This is a genomic window from Pisciglobus halotolerans (assembly GCF_900113675.1).
Lineage (GTDB): Bacteria > Bacillota > Bacilli > Lactobacillales > Carnobacteriaceae > Pisciglobus > Pisciglobus halotolerans.
The window spans coordinates 40,100-55,062 of the sequence record NZ_FOQE01000007.1; the positions used below are offsets into that span (position 1 = coordinate 40,100).

General features: G+C 39.1%; 11 protein-coding genes. All 11 read right to left on the minus strand.

Annotation, left to right across the window (positions count from 1 at the left end; genetic code table 11):
- The gene (gene pstC / locus BM057_RS03920) at positions 1–843 is read right to left on the minus strand and encodes a phosphate ABC transporter permease subunit PstC (protein WP_092091692.1); all 843 of its coding nucleotides are present in this window, start codon (positions 841–843) and stop codon (positions 1–3) included.
- Between the two features lie 171 nt (positions 844–1,014).
- The gene (locus tag BM057_RS03925) at positions 1,015–1,923 is read right to left on the minus strand and encodes a substrate-binding domain-containing protein (protein WP_092091613.1); all 909 of its coding nucleotides are present in this window, start codon (positions 1,921–1,923) and stop codon (positions 1,015–1,017) included.
- A gap of 384 nt (positions 1,924–2,307) precedes the next feature.
- On the minus strand, positions 2,308–4,074 hold the full coding sequence (gene pnpS / locus BM057_RS03930) for a two-component system histidine kinase PnpS (RefSeq protein WP_092091615.1): 1,767 nt from the start codon (positions 4,072–4,074) through the stop codon (positions 2,308–2,310).
- Entirely contained in the window at positions 4,071–4,796 is a 726-nt protein-coding gene (locus tag BM057_RS03935; RefSeq protein ID WP_092091617.1) for a response regulator transcription factor, read from the minus strand. The genes pnpS and BM057_RS03935 overlap by 4 nt, the downstream gene beginning before the upstream one ends.
- 33 nt (positions 4,797–4,829) lie before the next feature.
- Positions 4,830–6,050 (minus strand): PDZ domain-containing protein, encoded by a 1,221-nt coding sequence (locus tag BM057_RS03940; RefSeq protein WP_092091619.1) that lies wholly within the window; start codon positions 6,048–6,050, stop codon positions 4,830–4,832.
- 481 nt (positions 6,051–6,531) lie between these two features.
- Complete coding sequence (locus BM057_RS03945; RefSeq protein WP_092091621.1) at positions 6,532–7,740, minus strand: C40 family peptidase; 1,209 nt, start codon at positions 7,738–7,740, stop codon at positions 6,532–6,534.
- A gap of 55 nt (positions 7,741–7,795) precedes the next feature.
- A complete protein-coding gene (gene ftsX, locus BM057_RS03950) occupies positions 7,796–8,683 on the minus strand; it encodes a permease-like cell division protein FtsX (RefSeq protein ID WP_092091627.1) in 888 nt (295 codons plus the stop codon).
- Positions 8,673–9,359, minus strand: a complete 687-nt coding sequence (ftsE, locus tag BM057_RS03955) for a cell division ATP-binding protein FtsE (RefSeq protein WP_047390728.1) — start codon at positions 9,357–9,359, stop codon at positions 8,673–8,675. The genes ftsX and ftsE overlap by 11 nt, the downstream gene beginning before the upstream one ends.
- 346 nt (positions 9,360–9,705) lie before the next feature.
- A protein-coding gene (gene prfB, locus BM057_RS03960) for a peptide chain release factor 2 (RefSeq protein WP_143074469.1) occupies positions 9,706–10,822 on the minus strand; the annotation gives its coding sequence in 2 pieces (ribosomal slippage) (positions 9,706–10,749 and positions 10,751–10,822; 1,116 coding nt in all).
- A 333-nt stretch (positions 10,823–11,155) separates the two neighbouring features.
- Complete coding sequence (gene secA, locus BM057_RS03965; RefSeq protein WP_092091631.1) at positions 11,156–13,693, minus strand: preprotein translocase subunit SecA; 2,538 nt, start codon at positions 13,691–13,693, stop codon at positions 11,156–11,158.
- A gap of 505 nt (positions 13,694–14,198) precedes the next feature.
- On the minus strand, positions 14,199–14,753 hold the full coding sequence (gene hpf / locus BM057_RS03970; RefSeq protein WP_092091633.1) for a ribosome hibernation-promoting factor, HPF/YfiA family: 555 nt from the start codon (positions 14,751–14,753) through the stop codon (positions 14,199–14,201).
- Positions 14,754–14,963: the final 210 nt, after the last annotated feature.

Here is a 14,963-nt window from a genome sequence, read left to right on the forward strand (position 1 = left end):
TTAACCTCTTTTCTTTTTGACATAGAGAAACAAACTGTTGATCATCAAAATAAACAAAAACAAAACAGCCGCTGTCGCGATCAACGCTTCTTTATGTTCCCCTTGTGCATAAGCCATTTCTAGAACAATATTAGTAGTCAAGGTACGCACACCGCTAAAAAGGCTGTCTGGAATAATCGGTTGATTGCCTGCAATCAGAACAACGGCCATTGTTTCTCCAATAGCCCGTCCGATCCCTAAAATCACTGATGAAATGATTCCAGATTTTGCTGCCGGTACCATAACAGATAGAACTGTTTTTTCATGTGTTGTCCCTAAAGCTAAGCTCCCTTCATAGTAAGACCGAGGAACAGCTCTTAAAGCCGCTTCTGATAAACTAATGATCGTAGGCAAAATCATTAATCCCAGCAAAATCATAGCGGTCATCATATTCATACCGGTTCCTCCTGCGACTTCACGCATAAAAGGCACAATAAATTGCAGGGCAAAAAAACCATATAAAATAGATGGGATAGCTGCCATCAGATTTACAGCTGCTTTTAAAATTTTGTATAATTCAGGCGGACAATACGCCGCCATAAAAACAGCCGTCAGTATTCCAATCGGCATGCCGATTAAAGTTGCTCCGCCGGTAACTAAAATAGAACCGATCATCATTGGTAAAATACCGTATGATCCAGGAGTATTAGAAGGTGCCCATGTTGTGCCTGTCAAAAAACGCGCTACCCCATATTCCGTGATAAAGGGGATACCCGATGAAAAAATAAAATAGATCATAAAAACAATGGACGATATAGAAAAGACAGCACACATGAAGAAAATGCCTTTCATCCAATTTTCCATCCCGATTTTTTGCACTTTCTTCTTCTTTTTATTCACTGTTATCAAATCTTGATCCAACTTTTTCAGATTCAGCTTATCGTTATACTGCATCCCATCTTCCCTCACTTTCTTGCTCCTAAAATAGAAGAGCTGTGGCCTTATTGCCGCAGCTCTTCAGCCAGGATAAAGTATTTACGGCGCAAGACCTTCCCACGTATCCAATTCGCCAGTAAAAATTTGTTTGACTTGCTCTGTCGTTAAGGACTGAACGGGATTGTCTTTGTGAACAATGACGGCGATCCCATCTATGGCAATGGCTTCCGATTCAAGCTGCGAGGTCTCTTCTTCTGTCAATTCTCTAGAAGACATGCCAATCTCTGCTGTACCATCCATAGCTGCCGTCATGCCAGCTGAAGAACCATTAGAAGTGATATCGATTTGAACATTTGGTTGTAAGGTTTGATAAGCTTCCGCCAACTTTTCCATGACAGGTGTAACGGATGTAGAGCCTACTACGCTGATCGTCCCAGACAGTCCTTCGCTAGCTTGATAAGCAGGCGCTTGTTGGACAACTTGGACCAGTCCTTCTTCCGCAATGATCTGCTGACCTTCTTTGCTCATGATGTAGTTCCAAAAGTCTTCTGCCGCTTCAGATAACTCACCTTTGTAAGCTAAATTGAATGGACGTGAAATAGGATACTCTTTTTGTTGGATCGTTTCGATAGAAGGAGATACATCATCTATCGAAACAGCTTTTACTGAATCGTTCAATGAATCCATTGAAATGTAGCCGATAGCTGCAATATCCTGAGCCACAGAAGTCATCACAGCGTTTGTATTATTTTGAATCGTCGCTCCGCTGTATGTAAGGTCGGTTTCTTTGTCTCCATCTTTGGCTAATATGCCTGTTATTTCAGTAAATGCTCCTCGAGTACCCGAACCATCTTCTCGTGAGATGACATGAACATTTTGTGTTTGATCGAAATCATTTCCTCCCAATTGAGCTTCTGCTTCTTCTGATTGATTGCTTCCTCCACAAGCAGCTAAGATCAGTGCAGCTCCAGATACCGTCGCAAATTTTATCCATTTCGTAATCGTCATCTTTTTCCCACCTTTTTTTTATTTTAAAGCCCTTTTCTCTTACACGTTCATCATACCCATTCAATATTGATTTCATTTTGACTTTATGTAAGTTTTTTGTATAGAACTGTATAGCTATGTAAAGAATGTTAAGAAACAAAGAACTGCCTAGACGAAATCTGTTTAAATGGAACAAATCTGGTTGCTGGAAGATACAAATGAAGAACTCAAAAAAGCAGCCTGTAGAAAGATCCAGAAGAATCTTCTTACAGACTGCTGATTATACTATACGACTAACAAAGCAATAGCTTCCGCCCATAACACTGCATTTTATAGAAGAAAAGGCGGACAAATACCCAAACTTTTAAATCGTGCTCTTTTCTTCTGTTTACTGATGGTTGCTGTTTAAAAACGAATCGGTAATTTTACTGTAAATACCGTTCCTAATCCTAACTTGCTCTCCACGAAAATCGTTCCATTTAGGTTTTCAACCAAATACCTTACAATCGACAAACCTAATCCAGTACCTCCGGAATAACGACTGCGCGCTTTATCAACGCGATAGAAACGTTCAAAGATCCTGTCTTGTTCATCTTCTGGAATACCTATTCCATTGTCTTTTACTTGAATCGTAGCCATCTGATCTTCTTGATAAGCACGAACAACGACTTCTCCTTTTTCCTGCGTATAAGCAACGGCATTATGAAGCAGGTTAGCTAAAACTTGTTTCAATCGGTCAGGATCTGTTTGAAGCATCAGTGGATCTATCACCATATTGATCGTGATTTTCTTTTGGTCTGCTTTTTGTCGAACGAGCTGAACAGCTGAGTTTACAGTTTGTTCTAAGCTGACCGTCTCTACTTCGAGCGGAACTTGTTTTTGCTCAGCGCGAGAAAGTTCTAGGATATCATTGACCAGCGAATCCAAACGGCGGCTTTCTTTCAGCATGATGTCAAGGAACTGTTGCAATACTTCTGGATCTTTCATCGCTCCATCCAGCAATGTTTCGGTGAAGCCTTTTAATGCTGTGACTGGTGTTCTCAGTTCATGAGAAGCATTTGCTACAAAATCGGTCCGTACTTTTTCAAGCCTTCTGATTTCAGTAATATCATACAATAAGACGATCAGCCTCAAATCATTAGGCTCTCGTTCGATTAAGGGCACGATGTTGGCATCCACGATCGTATCCTCAGGGTAGTAGAAATAAATCTCATCATTCTGAGTCGTCTTTTTTCGATACGTTTTTTCAATCAGATGACTTAACCCATAACTCTTGATCACTTCAACATAAGGTTTGCCGATCAATGCGTCTGCACCTGTGCGTAAAATCCGCTCCATCGCAGGATTGACCATTTGAACACTACGTTGATGATCCAGCAGCATCACACCGATTACAAGATGATTGATCAGCTCGTGCAGCTGTTTGTCATTCTGTTTGATTTCTTGCATTTGATCTTCCAGACTGACGGCCAGTTCATTGACTGTAGACCCTAATTCTGCCAACTCGCCGTAACCTCTTCCAGAAAAACGGACAGCATAGTTTTTGTTAGCCAGCTCTTTCGTGACAAACATCACTTCTTGAACCGGTTTGGCAATTTTTTTAGCTAAAAAATACGTAACGATCGAAGCTGCACCTAAAGCTAATAAAATAAATAAAAACAGGACCCGTGGAATTTGCTGTCCAATTTTAGCCAATTCTTTCTCCGGCTGGGCTAAACGCAAAACAGCTGTGATCTCATTTGTATTTGATACAACGGGAACGGCTACATAAAACTGGAGTTCAAGAGTGGTCTCGCTTTTCCGTTCGCTAATACTATACGGCTTTCCTTTCAGAACGTCCTGCACTTCTTCTCGATCCAAGTGATTTTCAATCTGCTCTTTATCCATGCTTGAATCATATAAAACTTGTCCAGTTGTTGAAATCAAGGTAAGACGAGTTTTTGAGTCTTTAGAAAGATTTGCCAGGAAAGATTCTGTCTTCTGCTCATTATCCAACATAGGGAGTTCGTTTAAAAAATCAGCCATTAGCTTTGCCTGTTCTGTTAACTGTGTTCTTTGATGATTGCGTGCATCTTCTGATAAAACAGAGTGGAGAAAAAAGCTGAAAGACAAGCTGAATAACGTAAAAATAACAATAAATGTACTGAGGATCTGATACTGCAGTTGTTTCATGGTTTTGGTTCCTCAAATTTATATCCAAAACCGCGAACAGTTAAGATATATTTCGGCTTTTTCGTATCCTCTTCGATTTTTTCGCGCAAGTGACTGATGTGCACATCTACGATCCGTGTCTCACCTGCATAATCAAAATCCCAAATGGCGTTTAATAAATGGTCACGGCTTAAAATACGGTTCATCCTTCTCGACATATAGAGAAGGAGCTCGAATTCTTTTGGTGTCAGGCTGATGTGTTCGCCTCTTACCTTCACGATATATTCTTCTGGGTAAATCTCAACTTCTCCGATCGTGATTATTTCATCTGCAGCGTCTTTAGATCCATCGTTTTTATGTTGTGATTCATCAGATGTTTCATTTGTGCGTCTGAAAATTGCTTTCATTCGTGCAAGCACCTCACGTGGACTGAAAGGCTTGGTCATATAGTCATCTGCTCCAAGTTCTAAACCGATGATTTTATCTAGTTCATCATCTTTAGCCGTCAGTATCATAATAGGCGTTTTGATTTTTTCCTGACGCAATTTTTTACATACTTCCATACCATCCATTGAAGGAAGCATCAGGTCAAGAATAATGAAATCGTACGAACTTTCCATTGCAAGTGTATAACCTTCTAAACCATCTAATGCAGTGACAACATTGTAGCCCTCTTTTTCCAAATTAAACTTCAATAAGGTTAAAATAGATGGCTCGTCATCTACGATCAATACTTTTTTCATTCCTACCTCCATCAACTGTTGTTTCATCATTTTTTATTCTTGATCAGGTAAAAAGACTAATCCGATTCCATATGGATCATCATCATAAAGAGCAGACTCTGTCAAACGCAATTCCCCATCTGTTCCTCTTACTTTTAAATGGCAATAAACACTATTTGTAGCCAATGCAGCATAAAAATCTTCTATTGTTCTGAGAGGCAGATCGTTGCACGCCACCAGTGTTTCGCCTAACTTCAATTCCATTTTTTGCGCTGGTGTATCGAGTTTGATTCCAATAATCTTCAAGCCGTCATTTGAAAATCCATATAAATAACCCGCTTTCTTTTCGCGTCTGTAATGCCGAAAAAGAACGGCCCCTCCACTTAAGATGAGCAATAAACTTCCAATTAATGAAGCGGGCGCAAACCAGTAAGAACCTGCTGCACAAAGCAGACCTAGTATTCCGACGATCATCAATTCATTCATGGTTTTACGTATGGCTTCTGACACGACTTGCCCACGGATAACTAAACGAAATCCGAATAAGACAGGCAAAATAAAGAACGCATATTGCTGGTTACCGATAGAAAAAACAGGCCACCAGTCAAAAAAAGCTGTAAAAGTACTTCCAGGTACGATCAATACTAAGGGAATGACAAAAAAAGGTGTGATTCGGTAACTAGCTGTTTTCTTACCTCTTTTTGTTTTTGATAGTATTGGTGATAAATGAAGAAACGTTTTCTTTTTAAAATAAATCAATGTTCCAGCTAAAACGAGTAGCGACATGATCAAAACATTCAAACCAAAGGAAGAATGGACCCATTTTAACTGAGAAAAAGGCTCATACAAAGGATTAGATAAGAAGGCAGCATTTTCAGGAGCGATAAATTCTCTTATTCCTACTAAAACTAAGACAGCTGCGCTAAAAGTAAACAAGGGATGAATGAAACGAAAGCCAAATAGCAACATCAACAATGCGATCAATTGATAAAGAATAATCCAATCAATTGTTACAGGGATCCCAACAGCTACTATCAACACAGAACAAAGCAGTCCGATCAACAGACCATCCACTAAGTATGTTTTCACTTCATATGAACGTTTATCAATGGCTACGTGAAAATAACTTCTTTCTCTTTTTTTCCTTTGCGCACTGATCATAAAAGCCAATGCCAGGCCAACTAAAAAACTTGGTTGAACAAAAAATACTGCAAGCGCAGTTAAAATATTTGCAACCATTTCTCCACCTACTTTCTTTACATTCCTATGGTTCATTTTAGCAAACTCCCATAAAATAAGCACGATATTCTCAGAAATCCTCTGTAAAATTTGTTCATTATTCTCTAAATGAAGACTGAATAATAAGGAAGGGTCATTCTTTCTGCTCCTTTCAGCTAAAAGAAGACGAAAGAGAGAATGGTATGTTATCAACGAAATGAGAACGTTGATAAATGTTTAAATTACTCTTTAAATTGCTAGTTCTTCATCTTCTAATGTTGATAAAGAAATTTCTGGGACTACTGATGGAAAGCCTTGCGAACACATTGAGCCGAAAATTGCGTCTCAATGCTTGCGAGATTCTAACGAGTTTAGCATCAAAAAAACTGATTTTTTACTGACTAACGTTAAATATTGTAGAACCAAATTACTGCTTTCCCATTCATTTTTATGGTAAAAAAAAACTCCAAGCATCGCTGATACGATACTTGGAGTAAACAATTTTTAGGAAATGGATAAAACTAAAATAAAGAAGACATTAATTGACACGACCAAAACCAACGAGGTATTTGCCCCAATAATATTGGTTGATTTCTTTAACAGAAACACCGGAAGAAGATTGAGATCCGATAAACTTGTTATTGCCAAGATAGATTCCTACATGGTCGATCGAACCTGTTTGATTAAAGAAGACGAGGTCCCCAGGTTTAGCTGCTGATTGAGAAACCTTAGTTGCTGACGCATACTGTGCACTAGCTGTGCGCGTCAATTGTATGCCAGCCTTAGCAAAAACATAGCTTGTAAATCCAGAGCAGTCAAATCCAGCCGTTGTCGTCCCACCAAAATGATAAGGAATTCCTTGAAGGGAGAAAGCAGTGCTCTTGATCGTAGACCAAGAAGCGTTTCCTGAAGCCGTGCTTGTGCTTTCTGCTTCGACCGTTGCTGTTTCTTTTGCAGTTTTCAATTTTTTATCTGCTGCAGTGGTTTTTGCATCTGTTTTATTTTCAGTGCTGTTCGTCGTTTCATCATTTGATGATACTGCTGCCGTTTGCTTCGCTTCTGCTAAACGTGCAGATTCTTCGTCTGCTTCAGCCTTAACAGCTAAATAATGATCTTTATCTGCTTGTACATCAGCTTTTTCAGCTGCAAGTGAAGCAACTACTGCTTCTTTTTCTATTTTCTTTTGTTCCAAATCTGTCTTAGCCGCTTCTAATTTTGCTGCTAGCAAATCTTGTTCTGCTAATTTTGATTTGGTTTCTTCTTCAACAGCTGATAATGTTTTTTGATCTTCAGCTTGTTCATCGATTAATTCCTTATTGGCTTTTACCAATTCAGAAACCACATCGATACGTCCGATCGCATCAGAAAAATTCTCTGAATCCATTAAGAAAGCTACATAGTTATCGTTATTGCCATCTGTTTGAACAGAACGTGCTTGCTCCGCTAATTTATTTTCACGTTTAGCAATGGCCTCTTTCAACGATTTGATTTGTGCTTGTAAATCAGCTAGTTTTTGCTGTGTCTTTGTCATTTGTTCTGCTAAATCGTTCGCTTTACCTTCTTGCTCAGCCATTTGAGCAGTGACTTCTGTCAATTCAGCTTTTGCTGAACTTTCTTTACTTGTCAATTCAGTCAGTTTTTGGTTTGTCGCTTGAATGTCATCCTCTGTAGATGCTGCTACAGGTGTCACGAAAGTAGTAATGCTAAGAGCTGCTAAAACAGCTGCTCCGATCATTTTCTTTTTCAACTTGTCTTTCCTCCAAATTTCCTACTGTTTTCAATTGTTTTTAATTGTTTTAAATTTAAATTTTCAAGAAACGTCTGATTGAAAGCAATGAACCAATTGCTCCGATCACAACTCCGATGCCTAACATCAATCCGCCCAATTGATACAAGAATGGGGATGGTGTTAACAAGGAGAAGTAAGTTCCAACAAAATAATTTGAAATGGCATCAAATCCATAAACGTACACGATACTTAAAATAGCAACAGGTATCGCTGCTCCGATCAAACCGATCAATGCACCTTCAATAACGAAAGGCCAACGGATAAACCAGTTTGTCGCACCTACCAATTTCATGATTTCAATTTCTGTCCGGCGTGAGAAGATCGTGATCCGGATCGTATTTGAAATCAAGAAGACAGCTGTCAGAATCAAAGTAATGATGATGATTCCACCAACGTTCCGTACTGTTTTCATGGTGTCAAATAAAGCATCTGCTTCTGCTCCACCATAGTTTGCTTGGGAAACAAATTCCATTTTTTCTGCTTCTGCAGCGACTTTCTTCGTAAACTCTGGTTGAGTTGTATTCACGATATAAACGTTATGCAATGGATTATCGTCACCTTTAAATAAGTTGAACTCATCTCCATACGTTCCTACAACTTGTTTTAGTTCTTGTTCACGTGTTCGATACTCAACAGAATCAACTTTATCCAGTTTCTCCAATTGTTCGCCTAGTTGTTTTTGTTCATCTTCTGATGCTGCCAAGTCGATATAGACTCGCACACTGACATCATTTTCTACGTCTGAAGCTAATTTATTCACGTTCATCAACATTGCAATGAAACTTCCGACTAAAAGCAGCGTAACGGCTACCGCACTGACAGCTGCCACAGACATCCAACCATTACGAAAAAGACTCTTAAAAGATTCTTTGATGTGTCTTCCAATTGTTCTAAGCTTCATAACCGTATTCTCCTTCCTGTTGGTCACGGACAATACGACCATTTTCTATAGCGAGGACACGGTGTCTAACTTTATTTACGATTACGCTGTTATGTGTTGCCATGATAACCGTTGTACCTTGATTATTGATTTCTTCTAGGATATTCATGATTTCCCAAGTTGTATCTGGGTCTAAGTTTCCTGTCGGTTCATCAGCGATCAATACACGCGGTGTGTTTGCAATTGCTCTAGCAATCGCGATCCGTTGCTGTTCCCCACCAGATAGTTCATTTGGAAACATCCGAATTTTGTGTTTTAAATTCACTAGGTCAAGAACTTCTAATACTCGTTTATTAATCGCTTTAGGGTTCTTTTCAATTACTTCCATAGCATATGCAATATTTTCATAAACGGTTAACCGGGGTAGTAACTTGAAATCTTGGAAAACAACGCCAACTTGTCTTCTTAAAAAAGGAATATTTTTGTTTTTCATTTTCATTAAATCAAAATCGCCAACTTTGATGGTTCCTTTTGTTGGAAGCTCTTCACGATAAATCATTTTAATAAACGTTGATTTACCTGCACCACTTGGTCCTACAACATAAATAAATTCACCTTGCTCGATACGAACAGACAAATCATTCACAGCTGTGATACCATTTGAATATTTTTTTGAGACATTGAGCATCTCGATCATTTTATCACCTATCTAAATGTTAGTTTTCTCTTGCTCAAGTAATTGAGAAAAGCCGTTTTCGGCTGACCCAACAGTTAATCATTATAGCATTCTCCAGAATATTGTCTGTTTTAATTCCTTTACAATTATATTTCATTATAACACTAACCTGTAAGAAACGTCTTATTTTTGAGCAACCCCCTCTATTTGCCCACTTTCAGGCATTTTGATCCGTTTTCTATCTTCTCTAGCAACCATTTTCGAGGATATAAATGATCAAAAATGGGAAAAAGATCTATTTAAATATTACAGAAATAACAAAAAAAGCTTCTGCCAAGATTTTAATTTTGACAGAAGTTTGACAATTTTATATTTCGTCTGTTTTTTCGATCATTTTTGCTAAATAAGCATGGATAAATGGATCTAATTCACCGTCCATTACGCCATCTACATTTCCTGTTTCAACATTTGTTCGATGATCTTTTACCATTGAATACGGATGGAAGACATAAGAACGGATCTGTGAACCCCAGCCGATTTCTTTTTGTTCTCCGCGAAGAGCAGCCATTTCTTTTTCTTTTTCTTCTACTTCACGTTGATAAAGTTTGGCTTTTAGCATATTCATGGCTTGTTCTCTATTTTGCAGCTGTGAACGTTGTGCCTGACTAGCAGCAACCAATCCAGTTGGAATATGAGTGATCCGCACCGCTGATTCTGTTTTGTTGATGTGCTGACCGCCAGCACCGCTTGCGCGATAAGTGTCGATTTTCAAATCATCTGAATCGATTTGAACATCCACATTATCTTCTACTTCCGGAATGACATCGACTGAAGCAAAAGAAGTATGTCTTCTGCCTGCAGAATCAAAAGGCGATATCCTTACCAATCGATGGACCCCTTTTTCCGCTTTCAAATACCCATAAGCATTCGTTCCAGAAACCAGCAGCGTCACACTTTTGATTCCTGCTTCATCTCCAGCTTGATAATCAATCGTTTCTACTTTAAATCCTTTCCGCTCGGCCCAGCGTACATACATTCTGAGCAGCATGCTGCCCCAGTCTTGCGATTCTGTTCCGCCAGCACCAGGATGAAGCTCCATAATAGCATTATTTTTGTCATATGGATCACTTAACAACAATTGCAATTCGAATGCATTCAACTCTTGTTCAAAAGCAATAGTCATTTCTTCCAATTCTGCTTCTAATCCTGCATCAGCTTCTTCTTTGAGCATATCTAGCAAGACTTCGATCTCTTCTTTTTTATCCGTCAATTGATGAAACTGCTGAAATTTTTCTTTCAACTCATTTGATTGATTGATAATGGCTTGCGCTTGAGTTGAATCATCCCAAAAACCAGGCTGAGCCATCCGTTCATCATATTCCGCAATGTCTTGCTCCATGCCTTCTAAGTCAAAGAGACCCCCTAAAGTTGTTTATCTTCTTTTCTGATTTTTCTAAAATATGTCTTACTTCGCTTTGATCCATATTTATTTCCTCCTTGAATAAAGCTTATTCTTTATTGGTTTGCTTTTCCCTCATGCTAACTCGATCATTTTGGTTCTTCCTCTTTTAAAGTTGGTAAAAAAATAGGATTCTAACGGGTTTAGCATTAAAAAAATTGATGATTTACTGACCAACGTTAAATATTGTAGAACCATCATTTTTAGCATTGGATCCTCAAAAAATGTTTTTTCCATGTTCAGAAGAACGCCTACTCACTTCTTTACTTTTTAAAAGGAGCTGAAAATTACTCTCAGCTCCTTTTTAGCAAAGGCTTATGGATCTGTTTTCAGTAAAGTGTCCTGAACTTTTCCATTTTTATTTTCCGTGACAGTTTTTATACTTTTTTCCACTGCCGCATGGACAAGGGTCATTCCGACCGACTTTGCTTCCATCTACATGCACAGGCTTTTTATTCGGCTTTGCCGTTTTCTTAGGATCGCCGCCTGTGTCAGCAGTTTTCGCTTGTTGTGCCGCACTGCCAGAAACTGTTTCACGCTGCAGATTTTGGCGGATTTGAGCTTTCATCAACAAACGAGTGACATCGTAATCGATAGCAGCAATCATTTCTTCAAATAAATTGAATGCTTCTGTTTGATATTCGACCAATGGATTGGATTGTCCATATGCCCGTAAGCCGATACCTTGGCGAAGATGGTCCATCGTATCGATGTGGTCCGTCCATTTATTATCCACTACTCTTAAAACAACAACTTTTTCAAATTCCAAAACTTGTTCTGCGCCGTTTAACTGTTCTTCTTTTTCAGCATATACACGTTTTGCTAAATCTAGCAAGAATTGTTCGATTTCTTCTGCTGACTTACCTTTAAGGTCCTCTAAGGTGACTTCATCACGATGCACAAGCGAAGCACCAGCAAAATCAACGATATTTTGCAAATGCCATTCTTCAACTGGACCTTGCGTGTTGGCTTGAACAATGCGATTGATCGTCCGTCTGATCATCGGTACGGTTACTTTTTTCAAAGATTCTTTTTCCATGATCACTTCTAGACGCTGCTTGTACACCACTTCACGCTGTTCGCGCATGACATCATCATATTTCAAAACGTTTTTACGGGTATCATAGTTGTTTCCTTCTACCCGTTTTTGTGCGGACTCAACTTGACGCGAAATCATTTTACTTTGAATGACGGCATCTTCTTCTTCAACTTTTAGTTGTTGCAAAACAGCTTTGATCTTTTCAGAGCCGAATCGTCTCATTAAGTCATCTTCCAATGAAAGATAAAATTGAGAAACACCAGGATCACCTTGACGTCCAGAACGTCCACGTAATTGGTTATCGATTCTTCGTGATTCATGACGTTCCGTTCCAATAACCGCTAAACCGCCTAGCTCACGTACATCAGGCCCCAATTTGATATCTGTTCCCCGTCCAGCCATGTTCGTCGCAATCGTTACAGCACCTTTTTGACCAGCATTCACAATGATTTCTGCTTCTTTGAAGTGGTTTTTAGCGTTCAATACTTCATGCGGAACTTTGGCTTGATCTAACATTTTTGAGATCAATTCAGATGTTTCAACTGCAACAGTCCCTACTAAGACTGGTTGTCCTTTTGCATGACGTGCTTTGATATCTTCCACTACATTTTGAAACTTGCTGATCAGTGATGGATAAAGTAGATCTGCACGGTCATCACGAACCAGTGGTCTATTCGTTGGGATAGCAATGACGTTCATATTATAGATCTCACGGAATTCTTCTTCTTCCGTTTTGGCTGTACCCGTCATCCCCGACAATTTTTTATACATCCGGAAATAGTTCTGGAATGTAATATTCGCCATTGTTTTAGACTCTTTTTGGATCTCTACGCCTTCTTTTGCTTCAATCGCTTGGTGTAAGCCGTCTGAGTAGCGACGGCCTTCCATGATCCGACCAGTAAATTGGTCTACGATCATGACTTTTCCGTCTTGAACCACATAATCAATATCTTTGAGCATAATGTAGTTGGCGCGCAATGCTTGGTCGATATAGTGGATCAACTCTTGATTTTCTACGTTATACAGGTTTTCAACACGAAACGTTTTCTCTGCCTTTTCGATCCCTTGTTCTGTCAAGGAGATGGTTTTAGAAGAAACATCGATCGTATAATCATCTTCTTCTTTTAAGCCTTTTGTAAAGAAATCTGCACGTGTATAGAACATATTCGACTGTTGGGTTTGTCCTGAAATGATCAACGGTGTTCTCGCTTCATCGATCAAGATGGAGTCTACTTCATCGACAACAGCAAAATTTAACGGACGTTGGACCATTTGTTCTTTGTAAACGACCATGTTATCCCGCAAATAATCAAATCCCAATTCATTATTGGTTGAGTAAGTGATATCTGCTAAATAAGCTTCGCGTTTTTCTTCTGCTGTCTTACTATTCAAGTTCAAACCAACTGTTAAGCCAAGCCAATTATACAATTCGCCCATTTCAACAGCATCCCGACTAGACAGGTATTCATTGACGGTAACAACGTGCACACCTTCACCGCTCAATGCATTCAAATATACAGGCATCGTCGCAGTCAACGTTTTCCCTTCACCTGTCTTCATTTCAGCGATGTTCCCACGATGCAACGTGACGCCGCCCATCAGCTGTACGCGGAAAGGATAAAGTCCCAAAACACGTTTTGCAGCTTCGCGGACTGTCGCAAAAGCTTCTGGAAGCAATTCATCTAATGATTCGCCACTCTGAAACCGTTCCTTAAATTCAGGGGTCTTTGCTTGCAATGCTTCATCTGATAAAGCGGCCATTTCTTCTGCATAAGCTTCGACTTTATCTGCTTCTTTTTCTAATATTTTCAATTCTTTTTTATCTGTATCAAAAATTTTGCGTAATAAATTTGCCATTCAATCTTTCTCCTCTGTATTGGTCATTCACGCTATCCATAATTTGCTATTTGTCCAATTCTGACCTTCATAGTCGTTAATCCCTAATAAAAAAAGCCTATATCCTTAATAATTTTAACACTAGTTGCGTACAAATTAAACCTTTTTTCAAGAAAAAGCCGCTTTTCGTTTCTTAAAGATTCCTTTAAAAAGAAGCTCGCTGTACTGCTCTTCTTAGAGCTCTGCATCGCCCCTTCGAGAAAAGAAGAATGGCTGCTTCTTCATTTTTAAAAACGCATGATGGATATCCTCAATAAGCTGATCCACATGCAGCATCGTTTCCTGCATTTGTAAAAGCTTCTACTGATGTAAGAGAGCAGATCTAGTTGAATTGTCATTACACAGGTATTCACTCATTGAAAAAACTGCACAGACAAAAAAAGCTTCCGCCTATGAAGAAGTATCCATAGACGGAAGCACATTTATTTTTAGAGGACTTTATTCCAGCCCCTATTCGTTCCCATTGTTATTCTGTTTCGATCAAGCCATATTTGCCATCTTTACGGCGATAAACGATGCTCGTACCGTTAGTATCAGCATCTTCAAAGATAAAGAAGTTGTGTCCAAGCATATCCATTTGCAACACTGCTTCTTCGCTGTTCATCGGTTTTAAAGATAGACGTTTTGTACGCACGATTGGTGTTTCTTCTTCAACATCTTCTGCGTCTGCATGTTCAAATTCAGTTCCGCCAAGCGGATCCACAGCTTCAACCCGGTTACGGGAATTGCGGTTTACTTTTGTTTTATATTTACGCATTTGTCGTTCTAGTTTGTCTGAAACCAAATCGATACTGCCATATAAATCAGGCGAGGTTTCTTCCGCACGTAAGACAATATAAGGTAGTGGGATTGTCACTTCCACTTTTGCAGTCTTATCCGAATATGTTTTTAAATTGACGTGAGCAGAAGCTTCGGGTACATCATTAAAGTACTTTTCGATCTTGCCCACTTTTTTCTCTACATAACTGCGGATAGCTGCAGTGACCTCAATATTTTCTCCACGAACATTGTATCTAATCATAAATACTCTCTCCTTCCATCTGACTGCCTTTATTTCTGTCTAAATACAAGAAAAGTTCCCCTTTGCAAGCAGGACCTTGTTGTTTTCCTGCATTTAAACAGGTTAAATGTTGGATCAGATCACAAGACATCAAATGGACCACTCATTTGATGCACTTGTTGTGTTGCTTATCTTAATTATAGGAGATAGCGCTTTAATTGGCAAACAAAA

Bases quoted from the DNA above. Each gene is read 5' to 3' on its own strand.
- pstC (WP_092091692.1), bottom strand. From the start codon at position 843: ATGGAAAATTGGATGAAAGGCATTTTCTTCATGTGTGCTGTCTTTTCT.
- BM057_RS03925 (WP_092091613.1), bottom strand. From the start codon at position 1,923: ATGACGATTACGAAATGGATAAAATTTGCGACGGTATCTGGAGCTGCA.
- pnpS (WP_092091615.1), bottom strand. From the start codon at position 4,074: ATGAAACAACTGCAGTATCAGATCCTCAGTACATTTATTGTTATTTTT.
- BM057_RS03935 (WP_092091617.1), bottom strand. From the start codon at position 4,796: ATGAAAAAAGTATTGATCGTAGATGACGAGCCATCTATTTTAACCTTA.
- BM057_RS03940 (WP_092091619.1), bottom strand. From the start codon at position 6,050: ATGAACCATAGGAATGTAAAGAAAGTAGGTGGAGAAATGGTTGCAAAT.
- ftsX (WP_092091627.1), bottom strand. From the start codon at position 8,683: ATGAAGCTTAGAACAATTGGAAGACACATCAAAGAATCTTTTAAGAGT.
- ftsE (WP_047390728.1), bottom strand. From the start codon at position 9,359: ATGATCGAGATGCTCAATGTCTCAAAAAAATATTCAAATGGTATCACA.
- secA (WP_092091631.1), bottom strand. From the start codon at position 13,693: ATGGCAAATTTATTACGCAAAATTTTTGATACAGATAAAAAAGAATTG.
- hpf (WP_092091633.1), bottom strand. From the start codon at position 14,753: ATGATTAGATACAATGTTCGTGGAGAAAATATTGAGGTCACTGCAGCT.